Source organism: Cellulophaga omnivescoria (assembly GCF_001999725.1).
Lineage (GTDB): Bacteria > Bacteroidota > Bacteroidia > Flavobacteriales > Flavobacteriaceae > Cellulophaga > Cellulophaga omnivescoria.
In genome coordinates, this window is record NZ_MDDP01000034.1 from 23,552 (window position 1) to 43,544 (window position 19,993).

Annotated in this window: 14 protein-coding genes; 12 read left to right on the forward strand and 2 right to left on the reverse strand. The window is 32.3% G+C overall.

The window, feature by feature from the left end; translation table 11 throughout:
* Nucleotides 1-50 precede the first annotated feature (50 nt).
* Complete coding sequence (locus BFJ87_RS12285) at nt 51-506, reverse strand: hypothetical protein (RefSeq protein ID WP_077404932.1); 456 nt, start codon at nt 504-506, stop codon at nt 51-53.
* A 343-nt stretch (nt 507-849) separates the two neighbouring features.
* Between BFJ87_RS12285 and ileS the strand changes: the two genes are divergently transcribed.
* Genes ileS through BFJ87_RS12305 form a run of 4 tightly spaced genes read left to right on the forward strand, consistent with a single transcriptional unit; the run spans nt 850 to nt 5,969 of the window.
* On the forward strand, nt 850-4,251 hold the full coding sequence (ileS, locus tag BFJ87_RS12290) for an isoleucine--tRNA ligase (protein ID WP_077404935.1): 3,402 nt from the start codon (nt 850-852) through the stop codon (nt 4,249-4,251).
* A gap of 5 nt (nt 4,252-4,256) precedes the next feature.
* A complete protein-coding gene (locus BFJ87_RS12295) occupies nt 4,257-4,640 on the forward strand; it encodes a TraR/DksA family transcriptional regulator (protein ID WP_077404938.1) in 384 nt (127 codons plus the stop codon).
* Nucleotides 4,641-4,676: 36 nt separating this feature from the next.
* Nucleotides 4,677-5,297, forward strand: coding sequence for a hypothetical protein (locus BFJ87_RS12300; RefSeq protein ID WP_077404941.1), 621 nt, complete (start codon nt 4,677-4,679; stop codon nt 5,295-5,297).
* A 33-nt stretch (nt 5,298-5,330) separates the two neighbouring features.
* Nucleotides 5,331-5,969, forward strand: coding sequence for a lipoprotein signal peptidase (locus BFJ87_RS12305; RefSeq protein WP_077404944.1), 639 nt, complete (start codon nt 5,331-5,333; stop codon nt 5,967-5,969).
* On the opposite strand, the gene BFJ87_RS12310 is transcribed toward BFJ87_RS12305, so the two are convergent.
* Entirely contained in the window at nt 5,941-6,501 is a 561-nt protein-coding gene (locus BFJ87_RS12310; RefSeq protein WP_077404947.1) for a 5-formyltetrahydrofolate cyclo-ligase, read from the reverse strand. The genes BFJ87_RS12305 and BFJ87_RS12310 overlap by 29 nt on opposite strands.
* Nucleotides 6,502-6,854: 353 nt before the next feature.
* On the opposite strand from BFJ87_RS12310, the gene uvrC reads away from it, so the two are divergent.
* The 8 genes from uvrC (at nt 6,855) to BFJ87_RS12350 (ending at nt 19,977) form a co-directional block, all read left to right on the forward strand.
* A complete protein-coding gene (gene uvrC / locus BFJ87_RS12315) occupies nt 6,855-8,645 on the forward strand; it encodes an excinuclease ABC subunit UvrC (protein ID WP_077404950.1) in 1,791 nt (596 codons plus the stop codon).
* A 4-nt stretch (nt 8,646-8,649) separates the two neighbouring features.
* A complete protein-coding gene (locus BFJ87_RS12320; RefSeq protein ID WP_077404953.1) occupies nt 8,650-10,911 on the forward strand; it encodes a patatin-like phospholipase family protein in 2,262 nt (753 codons plus the stop codon).
* 210 nt (nt 10,912-11,121) lie between these two features.
* Nucleotides 11,122-12,264: a 4-hydroxyphenylpyruvate dioxygenase gene (gene hppD, locus BFJ87_RS12325; RefSeq protein ID WP_077404956.1), complete on the forward strand. Its 1,143-nt coding sequence runs from the start codon at nt 11,122-11,124 to the stop codon at nt 12,262-12,264.
* 316 nt (nt 12,265-12,580) lie between these two features.
* Nucleotides 12,581-13,360, forward strand: a complete 780-nt coding sequence (locus BFJ87_RS12330) for a DUF3108 domain-containing protein (protein WP_077404959.1) — start codon at nt 12,581-12,583, stop codon at nt 13,358-13,360.
* A gap of 6 nt (nt 13,361-13,366) precedes the next feature.
* Complete coding sequence (locus BFJ87_RS12335; protein ID WP_077404962.1) at nt 13,367-14,332, forward strand: tryptophan 2,3-dioxygenase family protein; 966 nt, start codon at nt 13,367-13,369, stop codon at nt 14,330-14,332.
* Nucleotides 14,332-15,621: a peptidoglycan DD-metalloendopeptidase family protein gene (locus tag BFJ87_RS12340; RefSeq protein ID WP_077404965.1), complete on the forward strand. Its 1,290-nt coding sequence runs from the start codon at nt 14,332-14,334 to the stop codon at nt 15,619-15,621. Before BFJ87_RS12335 ends, BFJ87_RS12340 begins: the two co-directional genes overlap by 1 nt.
* A gap of 2 nt (nt 15,622-15,623) precedes the next feature.
* Nucleotides 15,624-17,270: a glucose-6-phosphate isomerase gene (pgi, locus tag BFJ87_RS12345; protein ID WP_077404968.1), complete on the forward strand. Its 1,647-nt coding sequence runs from the start codon at nt 15,624-15,626 to the stop codon at nt 17,268-17,270.
* Between the two features lie 175 nt (nt 17,271-17,445).
* Nucleotides 17,446-19,977, forward strand: coding sequence for a TonB-dependent receptor (locus BFJ87_RS12350; protein ID WP_077404971.1), 2,532 nt, complete (start codon nt 17,446-17,448; stop codon nt 19,975-19,977).
* Nucleotides 19,978-19,993: the final 16 nt, after the last annotated feature.

Genomic DNA, 19,993 nt, shown 5'->3' on the forward strand with positions numbered 1-19,993 from the left:
ACCCGATTAAATTAATAATCGGGCTCTTAAAGTATATTTAAAAATATATCTTAGTTAGTCATTTTAGTTGCATACTCTTGCAATTCTTTAGACTTAGCTGTCATATATTCTGTTAACTTTTTAGCATCATCAGCAGAAAGGTTTTTCATAACTTCTTGAGATTTAGTAGCTAATTCTTGACCTTTTGTTCCTAAAGCAGCAAAAGCAGTCATATCTTTACTTTCAGCAGCTTCTTTATATTCACTAACATATTCGTCATATGTTTTAACGTATTCTGCTACAGCAGCGTCATCAAAACTAGGAATACCATCTACCATTTCTGTAGCAGTTTCTTTTATTTCATCAGCAGCTTTGCTAGTTTCATCAGCAACTTTGTCTGCTGTTTCTTTAGCTGTATCTTCAACTGTCTCTGCAGCTTCTTTAGCTTTGTCAGTAGCTTCTTTACAAGATACAAATGATACGCTAAAAGCTAGCATTAATGCAGAACCTAAGATTAATTTTTTCATTCTTTTTAGTTTTTATTGTTTGTTATAATATATGTTATACCTAATTTACGTTACAAAACATAATTTAGACGTACAAACCTATAAAAACTTTGGCAATTATGTTAACAAAAACATAAAAATATAAGCAATTGACTATAAATTAATGTTTTATAAACGTTAAAAAAATAATTACTTCACTTACAAAAATTATCTGCTTTACCCACATACATTAGATAAACTATTAAAATATCAACAAAAAAAAAGAAACAACTAAAAAGGGGGCTCTTTTGCTTTTGAAAAAGTGTTTTTTACACAAAATTGATTAGTTTTGCAAACTTAAAATGTAGTACCAGAAGCACTTAATATGAAGTTTGAGGAATATAAAGGATTAGATTTACCTAAAGTAGCAGAAAACATACTAGAATATTGGAAAGAAAACAACATTTTTGAAAAAAGTGTTACCAATAGAGAAGGCGGAGAAGGATATGTATTTTTTGAAGGCCCACCATCTGCAAACGGTATGCCAGGCATTCACCACGTTATGGCACGTACCATTAAGGATATTTTTCCTCGTTACAAAACAATGAAGGGGTACCAAGTTAAGCGTAAAGCTGGCTGGGACACACACGGTCTACCAATAGAACTTGGTGTAGAAAAAGAACTAGGGATAACTAAAGAAGATATTGGAAAAAAAATATCTGTAGAAGAATATAATGCAGCTTGTAAAAAAGCAGTAATGCGCTACACAGATGTTTGGAATAAAATGACTGAACAAGTTGGGTATTGGGTAGATATGGAAGACCCTTACATTACTTACAAGTCTAAATATATGGAGTCTGTTTGGTGGTTGCTAAAACAAATTTATAGCAAAGACTTAATTTACAAAGGATACACAATACAACCATACTCACCTAAGGCGGGTACCGGACTTAGTTCTCATGAACTAAACCAACCAGGCACATACCAAGATGTTACAGATACTACAGTAACGGCACAGTTTAAGGCTCATAAAGAAACCTTACCAGAAGCTTTTAAAAATGAAGACGGAGACATTTACTTTATTGCCTGGACAACAACTCCTTGGACATTACCATCTAATACAGCATTAACTGTTGGTCCTAAAATAGATTATGTTTTAGTACAAACTTTTAATCAATATACTTTTGAGCCTATTAAAGTTATACTGGCAAAAAACCTAGTAGGTAAGCAATTTAGTGGTAAGTTTTTTGCAGCAGAAAGTAGCGAAGATTTAAAAAGCTACAGCTCAACAGACAAAAAAATACCGTACCAAGTTATTGCAGAGGTAAAAGGCACAGATTTATTAAATGCTACTTATGAGCAGCTTATAGATTATGTATTACCATACCAAAATGCAGAACACGCATTTAGAGTAATTTTAGGTGATTTTGTTACCACAGAAGATGGTACTGGTATTGTACACACCTCTCCTACTTTTGGTGCAGATGATGCTATGGTTGCCAAACAAGCTACTCCAGAAATACCGCCTATGCTGGTATTAGATGAGAATGACAACCCTGTTCCTTTAGTTGACTTACAAGGTAAGTTTAGAAAAGAACTAAAAGAATTTGGAGGCAAATATGTTAAAAATGAATATTACGCAGATGGCGAAGCTCCTGAACGTTCTATAGATGTAGAAATTGCCATAAAATTAAAAGAGGAAAACAGAGCTTTTAAAGTTGAAAAATACGTACACAGTTACCCTAATTGCTGGCGTACAGACAAACCTATATTATACTACCCATTAGACTCTTGGTTTATTAAGGTAACAGACGTTAAAGAAAAAATGTTTAGCCTTAATGAAACTATAAACTGGAAACCTAAATCTACTGGAGAAGGCCGTTTTGGTAACTGGCTAGCTAATGCAAATGATTGGAACCTATCTAGATCTCGTTACTGGGGTATTCCATTACCAATTTGGAGAACAGAAGACGGTAAAGAAGAAATAATAATTGGTTCTGTACAGGAATTAAAAGAAGAAATGGCAAAAGCAGTTGCTGCTGGCATTCTAGAAAAAGATATTTTTGAAGATTTTGTTGTTGGTGATATGACTGAAGAAAACTATAACAAAATAGATCTTCATAAAAACATTGTAGACCAAATAACATTGGTTTCTGCTAGCGGAAAGCCAATGAAAAGAGAAAGTGACCTAATTGACGTATGGTTTGACAGTGGCTCTATGCCTTACGCACAATGGCACTACCCTTTTGAAAACAAAGAACTAATAGATGAAAACAAAGCATATCCAGCAGATTTTATTGCAGAAGGTGTAGACCAAACGCGTGGTTGGTTTTATACACTGCACGCAATATCTACAATGGTTTTTGATTCTGTTGCCTATAAAAATGTAGTATCTAATGGTTTAGTTTTAGATAAAGACGGCAAAAAAATGTCTAAACGCTTAGGCAATGCTGTAGACCCGTTTGAAACCATGAACGAGTTTGGGCCAGATGCTACCCGTTGGTATATGATTTCTAATGCAAACCCTTGGGACAATTTAAAGTTTGACCTAGAGGGCATAGCAGAGGTAAAAAGAAAATTCTTTGGCACATTATACAACACCTACTCTTTCTTTGCTTTATACGCTAACATAGACAACTTTAGCTATACTGAAGAAGATGTTCCGTTAAATGAAAGACCAGAAATAGACCAGTGGATACTATCAGAATTACACACCTTAATACATAAGGTAGACCAAGCCTATGCAGATTATGAACCAACAAAAGCTGCAAGGTTAATATCTAACTTTGTACAAGAAAACCTAAGTAACTGGTATGTACGTTTATGCAGAAGACGTTTTTGGAAAGGAGATTACCAACAAGATAAAATATCTGCCTACCAAACGTTATATACTTGCCTAGAAACTGTTGCTAGATTATCTTCTCCTATTGCTCCGTTCTTTATGGACAGACTTTACAAAGATTTAACCCAAGCAACCACTAAAGAAAAAGCTGAAAGTGTACATTTGGCTGATTTTCCAAAATACAACGAAGCACTTGTAAACAAAGAGCTAGAAAGTAAAATGGAAAAGGCACAAACTATATCATCATTAGTATTGTCTATTCGTCAAAAAGAAAAAATAAAAGTACGCCAACCACTACAAAGAATAATGGTTCCTGTACTAGACGACAAACAAAAAAATGAGATTGAAGCTGTTGCAGATTTAATAAAATCTGAAGTAAACGTAAAGGAAATTGAGCTTTTAGATGATGCATCTGGCATACTGGTTAAACAAATAAAACCAAATTTTAAAGTTTTAGGTCCTAAGTACGGAAAGGATATGAAGCTGATTGCCAAAGCAGTAGGAGAATTAAACCAAGATGACATCCAAAAAATTGAGCAAAACGGCGAAATAATTATTGTTATTGAGAATAAAAGTATTAATTTACAGTTACAAGATGTAGAGATTTTGTCTCAAGACATAGAAGGTTGGCTAGTTGCTAGCTCCGGTAGTTTAACCGTTGCTTTAGATGTTACAATTAGTGAAGATCTTAGAAAAGAAGGTATTGCTAGAGAGTTGGTAAATAGAATTCAAAATCTAAGAAAAGAATCTGGTTTTGAAGTAACTGACAAAATTGATATTAAAATATTAAAAGATGGTTATGTAGAAAATGCTGTTGCAGACAACATAACATATATTAAAACTGAAACATTAACAGCGGAACTTAATTTTGAGGAAAAACTGGACAATGGCACAACAATTGCTTTTGATGAAGTAAATACAAAATTGTTTATCCAAAAACATTAAAAACTATGGCGCAAGATTTAAACGTGAGATACGGTGACAAAGACTTAGAAGAATTTAAAGTTTTAATTACTGAAAAAATAAATAAAGCTAAAGAGCATTTAGAACTTTTAAAAAGTGCTTATATGAATGACGGCAACAATGGTACCGATGATACATCGCCAACATTTAAGGCATTTGAAGAAGGCTCACAAACAATGAGCAAAGAAGCAAATACACAACTAGCAATTCGTCAAGAAAAATTTATTCGCGATTTAAAAAATGCCTTGTTACGTATAGAGAACAAAACTTATGGCGTATGTAGAGTTACTGGCAAACTAATTAACAAAGAACGATTAAAATTAGTGCCACATGCTACACTTAGTATAGAAGCTAAAAATATGCAAAAATAAAAAAACGCCCTTTTAGGGCGTTTTTTAATACCATATATGAAATATACATTATACATAATATTACTGTTTTCTTTCGGTTTTTTAAATGCTCAGAAAATTGTAGAAAAAACAGTTTTAAATGACCATATATCATTAATTAATATAGATACAGAAAATTGCTATAAGGTAACATTAGAAACGGGTAACACCGAAGATGTAGTTGTTTCCGCAAATATAGAAGGAGAATACAAAAAAGATTTAGTTTTAGAAATTAAAGAGGAAGCTGCTAGCATTTTTATTACTACTGGCTTTAGCCCTACTTTTACTTCTCCCAATGACAAACTTAGCGCACATAAAGTAATTTCAATATCACTACATATTATAGTACCACAATACAAAAATGTAAAATTATATGGCAAAAGTTCTAACATTACAGCATCTGGTAATTACAAAAATTTAAACATTACTTTATTAGACGGGTATTGTATGCTACAGAACATCTCTGAGGCTATAACCGCTAGCACCCAGAGTGGCAATATAATAGTAAAAGGCAATAATGCTATTGTAAAAGCATCTACTAAATATGGTAAAATTTACCAAGATAAACTCCTAAAAGGAAATACAATTTTTAACTTATCTTCTATTACTGGAGACATACACATAAGTAAAACCAAATAATTGTCTATTTTTGCCAAATCTATCTTGTAAAGAATGAGTTTAAAAAAATCTGCATTAATAGTAATACTAATTTTATTAGTAGACCAAATAAGTAAAATATACGTAAAAACTACTTTTACGTACCAACAATCTGTAGAAGTATTTAGTTGGTTTAAAATTCTATTTATAGAAAATGAAGGCGCTGCTTGGGGTGCTAAATTAAGTGATATTTTCCCTATTGCAGACAGCACAGGAAAATTAATACTAACCGTTTTTAGACTATTTGCTGTTGCAGGTATTGGCTATTGGCTTTTTGACACCATAAAAAAACAATCGCCAAAAGTACTAATATTTGCTGTTTCATTAATTTTTGCTGGTGCTTTAGGCAATATAATAGACTCTGTTTTTTACGGAGCAATTTTTGACGAAAGCTATGGCAAAGTAGCTACTTTATTTTCAGACGAACCATACAGCAGTCTTTTTCATGGTAAAGTTGTAGATATGCTTTATTTTCCTATTGTACAAAACGCAGTTTTACCATCTTGGATACCTATAATTGGAGGCAATACGTTCAGTTTTTTTGAACCAGTTTTTAATATTGCAGATACAGCAATAAGTACAGGTGTTGGTATATTATTAGTTTTTAACAAAAAAGCTTTTGGCACTAAAACTCATAAATCTGCTGAGGAGTAACACAATAATTTAAAGGAACATCATTTTTATAAACATCTGTAATTTGTTCTTCTGCTTCAAAAAAAGACAACCCTATTTTTAATACATTGGGTTTGCATTCTTTTAAAAAGGCATCGTAAAAACCCTTACCATAACCAATTCTGTTTCCCTTTTTATCAAAAGCTAAAAGTGGCATAAAAACAACTTCTATTTTATTAGGTGGTATTTCAATTCCGTCTAATGGCTCTGGCACATTATACCTATTCTTTTTTATTACCGTACTATCTGTAAGTAAAAAATTAGTAAGTGTATTGTTAGCATTCATTTTAGGTAAAATAACGTGTTTATCTTTACCTTGTAATATTGTTAAAATAGTACTTGTATCTATTTCCTTTTTTTCTTCTATAGATAAAAAAATGTGATAATAATTAAAATCCCAAATAGGCATTTTTAGCAGTTGGTTGGCAATTTCTACGCTGTAATTGTCTGCGGCATCAGCACTCATTTTTTCCCTAAGCAAAAGGTACTTTGCGCGTAATTCTTTTTTTATCATTTATTTTTAAATAGCGTTTTTATTCATTAGATGATATAGCTTCGTAAATTACCAAAAAAATCATCATTAATAAATAAGCACCCATAGCTACAACGTATAACTCCATGCTTTTCAAAATTTTAGGATTACAATGTAATCATTTTTTTTTACAAAAATCGATTAAGGGTGCATTTTTACCGATTAAAAGTATCGTTAATAAAAATAATACTACTTTTTACAGGAGAAGTACATCAATATATAAAACTTTTACAACATACAGTAAAATCTATATTTAATTGTTAAAAAAGCGTTAGCATAAGTAAAAAGACTACGCTAAAACAAGCACAATCAAAAAAAGAGATTATTTTTACTCTATGCCGCAAGAAATATCCATAAAATTACAATTAAGTACATTACCTAATAGTCCAGGAGTGTATCAATTTTACGATAAAGAAGAGAAAATATTATATGTAGGTAAGGCTAAAAACTTAAAAAAAAGAGTAAGCTCTTACTTTAACAAAACACATGATAATGGCAAAACTAAGGTTCTTGTAAAAAAAATAGTATATATTAAACATATTGTAGTAGACACAGAGTCTGATGCGCTATTACTAGAAAACAACTTAATAAAAAAGTACAAACCTAGGTATAACGTTTTACTAAAAGATGATAAAACATACCCTTGGATTTGCATAAAAAACGAGCGTTTTCCGCGTGTATTTTACACAAGAAACTTAATTAAAGATGGGTCTGAATATTTTGGGCCATATACAAATATGAAGACCGTTAGGGTTTTACTAGACTTAATTAAAAGTGTATACCCATTGCGCACTTGTAATTATGATTTGTCTGCCGAAAAAATTAACGCACACAAATACAAAGTTTGTTTGGAGTATCATTTAGGTAATTGCAAAGGCCCATGTGAAGGTTACCAAACTACAGAAGAATACCAAAGACAAATTGTAGAAATTAAAGACATTTTAAAAGGAAACTTTAAATCGTCTTTACATCATTTTAAAACCAAAATGAAATTTTTAGCTTCAGAAATGAGATTTGAAGAAGCTCAAGATTTTAAAGAAAAAATAGAAGTTTTAGAAAACTACCAAGCAAAAACAACTATTGTTAACCCTAAAATTAATAATGTAGATGTTTTTTCTATTATATCTGATGAAAGCTATGCGTACATTAACTTCTTACAGCTATCACATGGTGCAATAATTAGATCTCACACACTAGAACTAAAGAAAAAATTAAACGAGACCGATGAAGAACTCCTTCAATTAGGAATTATAGAAATTAGACAACGTTTTAAATCGCACTCAAGAGAACTTTACTTACCTTTTTCTGTAACAGTAGATAGCAACTTAAAAGTAACAATACCCAAACTTGGTGATAAAAAAAGAATATTAGAATTATCAGAAAGAAACGCAAAATACTTTAGAATGGAGCGTTTTAAACAATTAAAGGTTACGGATCCAGACCGCCACACCAATCGAATCATGGCGCAAATGAAAAAAGATTTGCGCTTGTCTGAAGAACCCAGACACATAGAGTGTTTTGACAACTCTAACATACAAGGAACAAATCCTGTTGCCGCATGTGTTGTATTTAAAAATGGAAAACCAGCAAAAAAAGAATACAGACATTACAATATAAAAACAGTTGTAGGCCCAGATGATTTTGCATCTATGGAAGAGGTTGTCTACAGACGCTATAAAAGATTATTAGAGGAGAACCAACCACTACCACAATTAATTGTTATTGATGGCGGAAAAGGGCAATTATCTTCTGCACTAAAAAGCTTAGATGCTTTAGAACTTAGAGGCAAAATAGCAATTATAGGTATTGCAAAAAGATTAGAAGAAATTTATTTCCCAGGAGATTCAATTCCGTTATATTTAGATAAAAAATCTGAAAGTTTAAAAATTGTACAACAATTACGTAATGAAGCCCATAGATTTGGCATTACTTTTCACAGAAAAAAGCGTAGTAATGCCGCTATAAATTCTGAGTTAGAAGGAATTGAAGGCGTTGGAGAAAAAACAGCAACAGATCTTTTAAAATCGTTTAAATCTGTAAAAAGAATTAAAGAAGCCAGCATAGAAAAACTTGCCGAAGTAGTAGGAATGTCTAAAGCTCATAAAATTTATAACACCTTTCATTAAAAAAATGAAAAAAACAGCAGTAATTATAATACTACTTTTGGCTAGCTACACCGTTTTAGGGCAAACAAAATCTTCTAAAGACAGTGTAAAAGTTGGCTTGGTACTTAGCGGTGGTGGCGCCAAAGGTCTCGCCCATATTGGTGCGTTAAAAGTAATTGAAGAAGCTGGTGTTAAAATAGATTACATTGGAGGCACCAGTATGGGAGCAATAATAGGTGCTTTGTACGCATCTGGTTATTCTGCCAATGAACTAGATTCTATTTTTAAAAGCGTAGATGTTTCTTTACTTATACAAGACAATTTACCTAGAGGAGCAAAAACTTTTTATGATAAAGAAGATGCGGAACGGTATGCTTTAAGTTTGCCTTTTAATAACTTTAAAGTTTCTTTTCCGTCTGCAATATCAAGCGGACAAAATATTTACAACCTATTGGTAAAACTACTATACCATGTTAAAGACACTAAAGATTTTAATAAACTTCCTATTCCTTTTTTCTGCATTGCCACAGATGTAGAAACCGGACAAGAAATTTTATTAAACAAAGGGTATTTACCAGAGGCTATTATGGCTAGTGGTACATTCCCATCTTTATTTGAGCCAGCAGAAATAGACAATAAAATATTAATAGATGGTGGCGTAGTTAACAATTACCCTATTGAAAAATTAAAAAAATTAGGAGCAAATATTGTTATTGGTATAGATGTTCAAGATGGCCTAGCAGACAGAGATAAGCTTAGCTCTGGCACAGAAGTTTTACTGCAAATTAACAATTACAGAACTGTTAATGATATGAAAAGTAAAGCTAAATTAACAGACGTACTTATAAAACCATCAATAGAAAAATACTCGGTAATAGATTTTGATCTTGGAACAGAAATTATAGAGTCTGGTGAAATTGCTGCTCGCGAAAAAATAAATGATCTTAAAAGTATTGCTAAACAACGTGGCATTGCAACCAAACAAAAACAATGTATAAAATCCTATGACTCTATAGCAATAAATAGACTCATAATTTCGGGTAATGAAGATTACACAAGAGCTTATATAAAAGGTAAATTACGACTAGATTTAAACAAAAAAATATCTTTTAACAAGTTACAGCAAGGAATTAATAACCTAGCGGCTACCAATAACTTTAAAACAATACGCTACACACTAGACACCAGACCATCTTTAGACTCAGAGGAAGATGAACTTGTTTTATTACTTAAAATAAAAGAAAATAAAAACAAAATGTTTATTAAAATGGGTGCTCATTATGATGATATTTATAAAAGTGCAGCCATTATAAACCTTACTAAAAAAAATATTTTTTTACAAGATGATGTTGGTTCTTTTGATTTAATTTTAGGAGATAATATTAGGTACAAAATGCAATACTACCTAGATAAAGGTTTTTACTGGAGTTTTGGACTAAATTCTACTTTTAACGACTACAATTACGAAATAGATTACAACATTATTAAATCTAATTTTGTTGTTCCAGACACGGGTATTAACAACATTAACATAAATGCTACTAACCTCACAAACCAGGCATATATACAAACCGTTTGGAATGAAGAATTTGCCTTTAGTTTAGGTGCAGAACATAGGTTTTTAAAATATACTTCGCGAACACTACAGCAAGATGATACTGAAAACAATGAAGACTTTAGGACCATTTTTGAAAAAAGCAACTACTACAGTACTTTTGCCAAATTAAAGTTAGATACTTATAATGACAAATATTTCCCTAGCAAAGGAGTATATTTTAGTGGTGATTTACACTTTTATATGTTTTCATCAGACTACAATAATAATTTTAAAGAATTCTCTATTGCCCAAGGTACCGTAGGTTCAGCTTTTCCTATAACTAACAACCTATCTTTAAATATTGAAGCTGGTGGTGGCTTTAAACTAGGAAACTCTAATGTTAGGTCTTTAGACTTTATTATGGGTGGTTACGGGAACAATTTAGGAGACGGATACGTTTCCTTTTTAGGGTATGATTTTATAAGTTTAACTGGTAATAGTTACATAAAAGGACTTACTAGGTTAGATTATGAGTTTACCCCAAAAAATCATTTATTATTAGCTGCAAATTTTGCTAACATAGATGATGATATTTTTAGAACCGCAGAGTGGTTTAAACTACCCGATTATACAGGTTATGGTGTTGGTTATGGATTTGAATCCTTTTTAGGGCCAATACAAACCATATACTCTTGGTCTCCAGAAAAAAACAAGGGAAGACTATTTTTTAGCATAGGTTACTGGTTTTAATTTACCATTTAACTGTAACCCAACCTATGGTTCATCTATTTTTACGATATTTGTAAGAACAAAACTGTTTTATGTTATTATTTAGAATTGATATTACCGCCCACCTTAGGGCTATGTGGTGAAACACATACTTTAATACTGCATTTCATCTTTAAGTAAAAGATGAAAATTTTATCATATCAAATTATATAAACTTTAAAACAAAATATCATGTCAACACTAGACAATACATCCCTAAAATTACCTAAAGAAAATTTAGAAGCAGAAGACTTTTTACCACTATTAGGAACAGACTATGTAGAACTTTACGTAGGCAATGCAAAACAAGCTGCCCATTATTATATGTCTGCTTGGGGTTTTCAGCCATTAGCATATGCTGGATTAGAAACAGGTTTAAAAGACCGTGTTTCTTACGTAATAGAACAAGGAAAAATTAGGCTTGTATTAACTTCTCCATTAAATTCTGGCGGAGATATTAACAGACATATTGATGCCCATGGAGACGGTGTAAAAACTGTAGCTCTTTGGGTGGATGACGCCACAAAAAGTTATAATGAAACAACTAGCAGAGGTGCAGAAAGCTATTTTGAGCCAAAAAAAGAGGAAGATGAAAACGGAGAAGTTATTTTTTCTGGAATACATACATACGGAGAAACCGTACACGTATTTGTAGAAAGAAGCAACTACAAAGGAGTGTTTTTACCAGGTTATAAAGCTTGGAACCCACATTACAAACCAGCAGATACCGGTTTAAAATATATAGACCACATGGTGGGTAATGTTGGCTGGAATGAAATGAACAAATGGTGTGAGTTTTATGCTAAAGTTATGGGCTTTGCACAGTTAGTTTCTTTTGATGATAAAGACATATCTACAGAATACACAGCTCTAATGAGTAAGGTTATGAGTAACGGTAATGGGCGCATAAAATTCCCTATTAACGAGCCCGCAGAAGGAAGAAAAAAATCTCAGATTGAAGAGTACATAGATTTTTATAACGGAGCAGGTGTACAACATATGGCATTAGCTACAGATAATATTATAGAAACTGTAACTGCATTAAGAGATCGTGGAGTAGAATTTTTAACTGTTCCAGGATCTTACTATGAAGATGTTTTAGACAGAGTAGGTGAAATTGACGAAGACCTAGCTCCTTTAAGAGACCTTGGCATTTTAATAGATAGAGATGATGAAGGCTACTTATTACAAATATTTACAAAGCCTATTTTAGACAGGCCTACAATGTTTATAGAAATTATACAAAGAAAAGGCGCTAAGTCTTTTGGTAAAGGAAACTTTAAGGCTTTGTTTGAAGCAATAGAAAGAGAGCAAGAATCTAGAGGAACCCTTTAACAAAAGCGCTATATTATTATGAATGCAGTAATTTTTGCATTTAAAAGCTAAAGTAGTGTTAACACTTTAGTTAAAGTAAGTTAAAACCAATTACAACTCTAAATTAATGTAGTACTTTTGACGGCATAAGGGGTGGTTCCCTTATTAACTTTAAGTATTGGTTTTTCATAATTTAAAGTTTGGTTGGTTATTTAGGAAAAGCCCAGTTTTAAGACTGGGCTTTTTTTTATGCAATACTTTGGAACAAAAATTGTTTAAATAATTGTAAAGACATTTAATTGTATTTTCAATTTTAGTAATTTTACATCATAACGATATGAAAAAAGTATACATAACCCTTTTATTACTAGCAACTTTTTCTGCTAACTCCCAAAATACGCACAGTGCGTTTAAAGCAGGGGAATGGCTACGCTTTAGAATTCATTACGGAATTTTTAATGCTAGTTACGCCACACTACAAGTGAAAAATGATAAGATAGACAGCAAGTCTGTGTACCATGTGGTGGGCAAGGGCAGAACAACAGGTTTGGCTCGTGTATTTTTTAAAGTAGATGATACCTACGAAAGTTATTTTGACAAAAATAACGGTAAGCCCTATAAATTTGTTAGAAAAGTTAGTGAAGGTAGCTATACCTTAGACTTGGATATTGATTTTGATTACACCAATAAAAAAGCAACCTTAAATGATCATAAAAAAGATAGAAAATTAGACTTTTCTATAGACAACAAAATTCAAGATTTAATTTCTGCATTTTATTACCTAAGAAACAATTACAAACCAGAAGATTTAAAAAAAGGTGAATTTGTTGTTTTAAACTTGCTTTATGATGATGATGGTATTTTTAAATTTAAACTAAAATATTTAGGAAAAGAAACTTTAAAAACTAAATACGGTAAAGTAGAATGTCATAAATTTAGACCCTATGTAGAGTCTGGCCGTGTTTTTAAAGAACAAGAAAGCTTATCACTATGGGTTTCTAACGATGACAATAGAATTCCTATTAGAATAAAAGCAGACCTAGCTGTTGGCTCTATAAAGGCAGACCTAGATGGTTACGCCGGATTAAAGCATCAGTTTAAAATAATAATGGACTAACATTTAATGGACAATAAAGAAAAGATAGCGTCTCAAATTTTAAAATTAGAAGAAAAATACAAAGGATCTGGTCAAGATTTAAGTTCATACCTAGACGGTTTACTTTACGAAAAGTACTTAACCTATTGGGACTATATTCATTTAGACACACTTTTAAGTTTACAAATACCAAGAACACATTTTCCGGATGAGGAAATTTTTATAATGTATCATCAAATAACGGAATTGTACTTTAAGCTTATATTACACGAACAAAAACAAATTGTAGACGACAAATCTCAAGATGTTGCATTTTTCACTGAAAAAGCCAATAGAATAAACAGTTATTTTAAAGTTCTTATTTCTTCATTTAGTATTATGATAAATGGGATGGATAGAGAACAATTTTTAAAATACAGAATGGCGCTGTTACCAGCAAGTGGTTTTCAATCTGCACAATATAGAATGATAGAACTATATTCGGCTCCTTTAGAAAACCTAGTTCATAAAACAAAAAGAGAACAATATACCGGAGAAAATAGTATTGAAGAACTTTACGAAGAAATTTACTGGAAAAACGGAGCAACAGATAAAGATACTGGCGAAAAAACTTTAACACTTAAACAATTTGAGTACAGGTACACACCGCGTTTAATACGCATAGCAAACCAGGTTAAAAACAATACTATTTATCATAAATACTTAGCTCTACCTAAAGAAAGCCAACAAAATAAAGAATTAATAAAAGCTTTAAAAGCCTTAGACATTAATGCCAATGTAAACTGGCCGCTTATGCATATGGGTTCTGCATACAAGTATTTAGCTAAAGACAAACAAGCCATAGATGCTACAGGAGGAACTAATTGGAAACAATATTTACCTCCTAGCTTTCAAAAAGTGGTGTTTTTTCCATATTTATATACAAAAGAAGAGTTAAATAATTGGGGAAAAGAATGGATAGACCATATCTTTAACCCCGAAAAATCTAAATAATGCAAAAATTTCTTCTTTCACTTTTAACAATCTCTATTTTTATCTCTTGCAAGGATAGCAAGGTAAAACCTAATGACAATATACCAGAAGTAGTAACTATAGAAAAACCAATAGTTGCAATGGAGTATGGTTTTAATTTAGATAACTTTACTGTTTTACAAGATACTATTAGAAGCGGTGATAGTTTTGGTGAGTTAATGACCAATAACAAGGTAGACTACCCAAAAATATATAAAATCTCTGAAGAATATAAAGACAGTTTTGATGTGCGCCGCATTAGAGTTGGCAAACCTTACGTTATATTAAAGTCTAAAGATACTTCAGAAATTGCTCAATACTTTATTTACGAAAACGACCGTATTAATTATACTGTTGTAGACTTACGAGACTCTGTAAATGTTTACAAAAAAAAGAAAAAAGTTACTTATGTAGAACGTGAGGCATCTGGCATCATAAATACTTCTTTATCTGAAGCAATATTAGAACAAGGTATAGATTATAACGTAACAAACAACCTGTCTGAAATATATGCTTGGTCTATAGATTTCTTTAGACTACAAAAAGGAGATAAGTTTAAGGTTATTTATAAAGAACGCTATATTAATGATACAATATATGCAGGATCTGAACCTATAGAAGCTGCATATTTTGAACACAACGGCAAACCTTTTTATGCTTTTGAGTACGTAACAGACTCATTAAAGCAAATAGCAGATTATTATGACCAAGAAGCAAATAATTTAAGAAGAGCATTTTTAAAAGCTCCAATTAAATTTAATTACAGAATATCTTCTCGCTATAATTTAAAAAGAAGAATAAAATATTACGGATATAAAGTAAGACCACATAAGGGCACAGACTATGCTGCTGCAATTGGCACACCTATTATTGCCACTGCAAACGGAACCGTTGTGGAGTCTACAAGGCGCGGCGGTAATGGTAAGTACGTTAAAATTAAGCATAACGGAACTTACAGCACTCAATATTTGCATATGAAAAACCAAAATGTAAAAAAAGGAGACTACGTTTTGCAAGGAGATGTAATTGGCTGGGTAGGGATGACAGGCAATACTGGAGGCCCTCACGTTTGTTATAGGTTCTGGAAAAATGGAAAACAAGTAGATCCGCTTAGAGAAAAACTACCAACTGCAGAAGCAATTGCCGACAGTTTAAAAACAGGATACTTGGCACATATTAAACCAAAAATAAACCAATTAGACAAAATTGTTTTTCCTAAAAAAATAATTACTCAAGAAGAAGATAAAGAAGAAAACATAATTAATCCATAATAATGGCATTACAGAACACCAACCCTACTAAAACTGCCGCTTGGCAAAAACTACAAGAAAACTACAACAATACTAAAAACCTTAAGGTTAAAGATTTGTTTAAGGACGATGAAAATCGTGCTAAAAAATTAACCATAAAAGATAACGATTTTATATTTGACTATTCTAAAAACAGAATTACAGAAGATACTGTAAAACACTTATTAGAATTGGCAAACCAGGTAAACCTAAAAGACGCCATAAAAAGCTATTTTAAAGGAGAGCCAATAAACCAAACTGAAGGTAGGGCTGTTTTACACACTGCTTTACGAGCAAAAAAATCTGACATCGTTTTAGTTGATGGTAAAAACGTAATACCTGAAATTTATGCTGTTAAAGAAAAAATTAAAAATTACACAGAAAGTATAATTTCTGGCAAAAGTAAAGGCTACACAGGAAAAGCTTTTACAGATGTAGTAAATATTGGTATTGGAGGGTCTGATTTAGGACCTGCAATGGTTGTAGAATCTTTAAAGTTTTACAAAAACCATTTAAAAATGCACTTTGTAAGTAATGTAGACGGAGACCACGTACACCAAATACTAAAAGAACTAAACCCAGAAACAACATTATTTGTAGTTGTATCTAAAACATTTACAACACAAGAAACATTAAGCAACGCTACAACTATAAAAAAATGGTTTTTAAATCCAGAATTTAAAACCAAAGAAAGCGATATTGCTTTACATTTTGCTGCCGTATCTACAAATGCTGCTAAAATTGCAGAATTTGGTATAGATACCAATAATGTTTTTCCTATGTGGGATTGGGTTGGCGGACGTTTCTCTTTATGGAGCGCAGTTGGCTTAAGCATTGCGCTATCTGTAGGGTTCTCTAATTTTGATAGTCTTCTAATGGGCGCTAATGAAATGGATGAACACTTTAAAGACACAGAGTTTTCAGAAAACATTCCAGTTATTTCTGCCTTACTAACTATATGGTATAACAATTTTTATAATGCAGAGACCGAGGCTATAATTCCTTACTCACAGTACCTAAGTAGATTTTCTGCTTATTTGCAACAAGGTATTATGGAAAGTAATGGAAAAAGTGTAGACCGTAACGGTGATGCTGTAAACTACCAAACAGGTACTATTATTTGGGGAGAACCAGGAACTAACTCTCAGCACGCATTTTTTCAATTAATACACCAAGGCACCAAAGTTATTCCTGCAGAGTTTATAGGCTTTAAAGAATCACTATTTGGAGACCAAGACCATCAAGACAAACTAATGGCTAACTTTATTGCACAAACAGAAGCACTTTTAAATGGTAAAACTAAAGAAGAAGTACTCACAGAGTTAAAAGCAAAAGGGCTATCAGATGAAGAAATAACAGAACTACTACCTTTTAAAGTTTTTGAAGGTAATAAACCAACAACTACGCTACTAATAAACAAATTAACGCCAAAAAGTTTAGGAAAATTAATAGCTCTTTACGAACATAAGATATTTGTTCAAGGCATTATTTGGAACATTTTTAGCTACGACCAATGGGGTGTTGAATTAGGCAAACAATTAGCCAATACTATTTTAAAAGATATAAATTCTGACAAAAATGGAACACATGACCCATCTACACTACAAATTTTAGACTCCTATAAAAAATAGAAACCACCTACTAAAATTATTAAAATGGCGTTGATAACTTATTGTTTATCAACGCCATTTTAACTTAAATTTATGTTATTTTTGCGTTAACTGATTTAACATTCTGTTAACGTACAAGTAGTATAAATTATACACTTTTGTGCCGTTAATAAAAAAACTAAAGAACAAAAGAAAAATGAAAAAAAAGTACTTCGTTTTTGTCGCTATGTTATTATGTACGGCATTCGCATTTTCTCAAGGAACCATCACTGGTAAAATTATGGATGGTGATTTAGGAGGACCTCTACCAGGAGCAAGTGTAGTTGTAAAAGGAACTACAAATGGTATGGCTGCCGATTTTGACGGTAACTTTACTATTTCTGCACCTAGTAACTCTGGTGTATTAGTTGTATCATACATAGGATACATCACCAAAGAAGTAAGCTTTAATGCTGTTGGAGATTTAGGTAAAATTACATTAATGCCAGACGCTGAAGCTCTAGAAGAAGTTGTTATTGTAGCTTCTGTAGCTGTAGACAGAAAAACTCCGGTTGCTGTTTCTACTATTAAAGCTGCTGACATTGAATTAAAATTAGGAACTCAAGAATTTCCTGAGGTATTAAAATCTACACCTGGTGTATACGCTACTAAATCTGGTGGTGGTTTTGGTGATGGTAGAATTAACCTTAGAGGTTTTGATTCTGAAAACGTTGCTGTAATGATTAACGGTGTACCTGTTAACGATATGGAAAACGGTAGAGTATACTGGAGTAACTGGGCTGGTTTATCAGACGTTACTTCTTCTATGCAAGTACAAAGAGGTTTAGGTGCTTCTAAAGTAGCTGTACCTTCTATTGGTGGTACAATTAACATCTTATCTAAAACTACTGACGTAGAAAGAGGTGGTAGTATTATTGGTGGTGTTGGTAACGACGGATACCAAAAATATGGTGCTACAATATCAACAGGTTTAATGGATAATGGATTTGCTGCAACAGTATCTGCATCTAAAACAACTGGTGAAGGTTATGTAGATGGTACACAATTTAATGGTTTTAACTACTTTGTGAACATATCTAAGCAAATTAACGACGATCACAAATTATCTTTAACTTCTTTTGGTGCACCACAAACACACGGTCAACGTCAAAACAGAAGTTCTATTGACACTTACAGAAATGCTGAAAGTGGTATTAGATTTAACCCAGATTGGGGATACAAAAACGGTCAAGTTACTCATATAGAAGATAACTTCTACCACAAATCTCAAACATCTTTAAACCACTATTGGAATATTGATGACAAATCTATTTTATCTTCTGCTTTATATGCCTCTTGGGGTAAAGGTGGTGGTGGTGGTACTGCTGGTAACACAGACTTATTTAACACTAGATTAGGTGGTTTTGATCAACCAGTAGACTTAGACAACATCGTAGAAATTAACCGTGAAAACGGTCGTCAAGGTTTTGGATCTGAGGCATACTTAAGAGCATCTATAAACAACCACGAGTGGTTTGGATTTTTATCTACTTACAAAAACTCTTTAACTGAAAACTTAGATTTATTAGTAGGTATTGACTTAAGAGATTACACAGGAGATCACTATTCTGAAGTTACTGATTTATTAGGTGGTAGCTATGCATTAGATAATGACAACGAGAATAACCCAAATGCTAGATTACAAGTTGGTGACAAGCGTCAGTACCACAACGTTGGTAATGTAGGCTGGCAAGGTTTCTTTGCACAAGCAGAGTACTCACAAGACAAGCTTTCTGCATTTTTATCTACAGCTATCTCAAACACATCTTACCAAAGAATAGATTACTTTAACTATTTAGACTCTGATCCTGATCAGAAGACAGACAGATATAACTTTTTAGGTTATAGTGTAAAAGGTGGTGCTAACTACAATTTAGATGACAACCATAATGTTTTTGCTAACATTGGTTACTTTGAAAAGGCTGCAAACTTTGGCGGTGTATTTGTTGGATTTGACAACGAAAACCAAAACCCAGATGCAGAAAACCAAAAAATATTTAGCGCAGAAATAGGATACGGTTACCGTAGTGAAAAATTAGCTGCAAACCTTAACATTTACAGAACTACTTGGAATGACAGAACTGAAACAGCTACATTTAACAATCCTGATGGAACTTTAGGTACTGCAAACATATTAGGAGTAAATGCATTGCACCAAGGTATAGAATTAGACTTTACTTATAGAGCTACAGAAGAGTTAACAATAACAGGTATGGCTTCTTTAGGAGACTGGAGATGGCAAAACAATGTTACTGATGTAGAAATTTTTGACGAAGATCAAAATTTAGTTAATACTGTAGATATCTTTATTAAAGACTTACGTGTTGGTGATGCTGCACAAACTACAATGGCTTTAGGACTTAACTACGAAGTTATGCCTAAAACTAACTTAATCATAGATTACAACTACTATGATAACTTATACGCTAACTACGATCCTAGTGACCGTGGAGACTCTTCTACACCAGAAGCTTGGAAAGTTCCAGATTATGGTTTATTTGACGCTGGTTTAAGACACGGTTTCAAATTAGGTGAATATGATACAACTATCACTTTAAGAATGAACAATGTATTTGATACAAGATACATTGCAGATGCGCAAGATGGTTCTGATCACGACGCATTAACAGCTAGCGTTTTCTACGGTTTTGGTAGAACTTTTAGTGTTAGCACAAAAATTAGATTTTAATTAAAAAAGTATATTT

What these genes read in the sequence shown, in the direction of transcription:
- BFJ87_RS12285 (WP_077404932.1), bottom strand. Translation starts at nt 506, where the DNA reads ATGAAAAAATTAATCTTAGGTTCTGCATTAATGCTAGCTTTTAGCGTA.
- BFJ87_RS12300 (WP_077404941.1), top strand. Translation starts at nt 4,677, where the DNA reads ATGAAATATACATTATACATAATATTACTGTTTTCTTTCGGTTTTTTA.
- ileS (WP_077404935.1), top strand. Translation starts at nt 850, where the DNA reads ATGAAGTTTGAGGAATATAAAGGATTAGATTTACCTAAAGTAGCAGAA.
- BFJ87_RS12320 (WP_077404953.1), top strand. Translation starts at nt 8,650, where the DNA reads ATGAAAAAAACAGCAGTAATTATAATACTACTTTTGGCTAGCTACACC.
- uvrC (WP_077404950.1), top strand. Translation starts at nt 6,855, where the DNA reads ATGCCGCAAGAAATATCCATAAAATTACAATTAAGTACATTACCTAAT.
- BFJ87_RS12305 (WP_077404944.1), top strand. Translation starts at nt 5,331, where the DNA reads ATGAGTTTAAAAAAATCTGCATTAATAGTAATACTAATTTTATTAGTA.
- BFJ87_RS12340 (WP_077404965.1), top strand. Translation starts at nt 14,332, where the DNA reads ATGCAAAAATTTCTTCTTTCACTTTTAACAATCTCTATTTTTATCTCT.
- BFJ87_RS12295 (WP_077404938.1), top strand. Translation starts at nt 4,257, where the DNA reads ATGGCGCAAGATTTAAACGTGAGATACGGTGACAAAGACTTAGAAGAA.
- BFJ87_RS12330 (WP_077404959.1), top strand. Translation starts at nt 12,581, where the DNA reads ATGAAAAAAGTATACATAACCCTTTTATTACTAGCAACTTTTTCTGCT.
- BFJ87_RS12350 (WP_077404971.1), top strand. Translation starts at nt 17,446, where the DNA reads ATGAAAAAAAAGTACTTCGTTTTTGTCGCTATGTTATTATGTACGGCA.
- BFJ87_RS12335 (WP_077404962.1), top strand. Translation starts at nt 13,367, where the DNA reads ATGGACAATAAAGAAAAGATAGCGTCTCAAATTTTAAAATTAGAAGAA.
- hppD (WP_077404956.1), top strand. Translation starts at nt 11,122, where the DNA reads ATGTCAACACTAGACAATACATCCCTAAAATTACCTAAAGAAAATTTA.
- BFJ87_RS12310 (WP_077404947.1), bottom strand. Translation starts at nt 6,501, where the DNA reads ATGATAAAAAAAGAATTACGCGCAAAGTACCTTTTGCTTAGGGAAAAA.
- pgi (WP_077404968.1), top strand. Translation starts at nt 15,624, where the DNA reads ATGGCATTACAGAACACCAACCCTACTAAAACTGCCGCTTGGCAAAAA.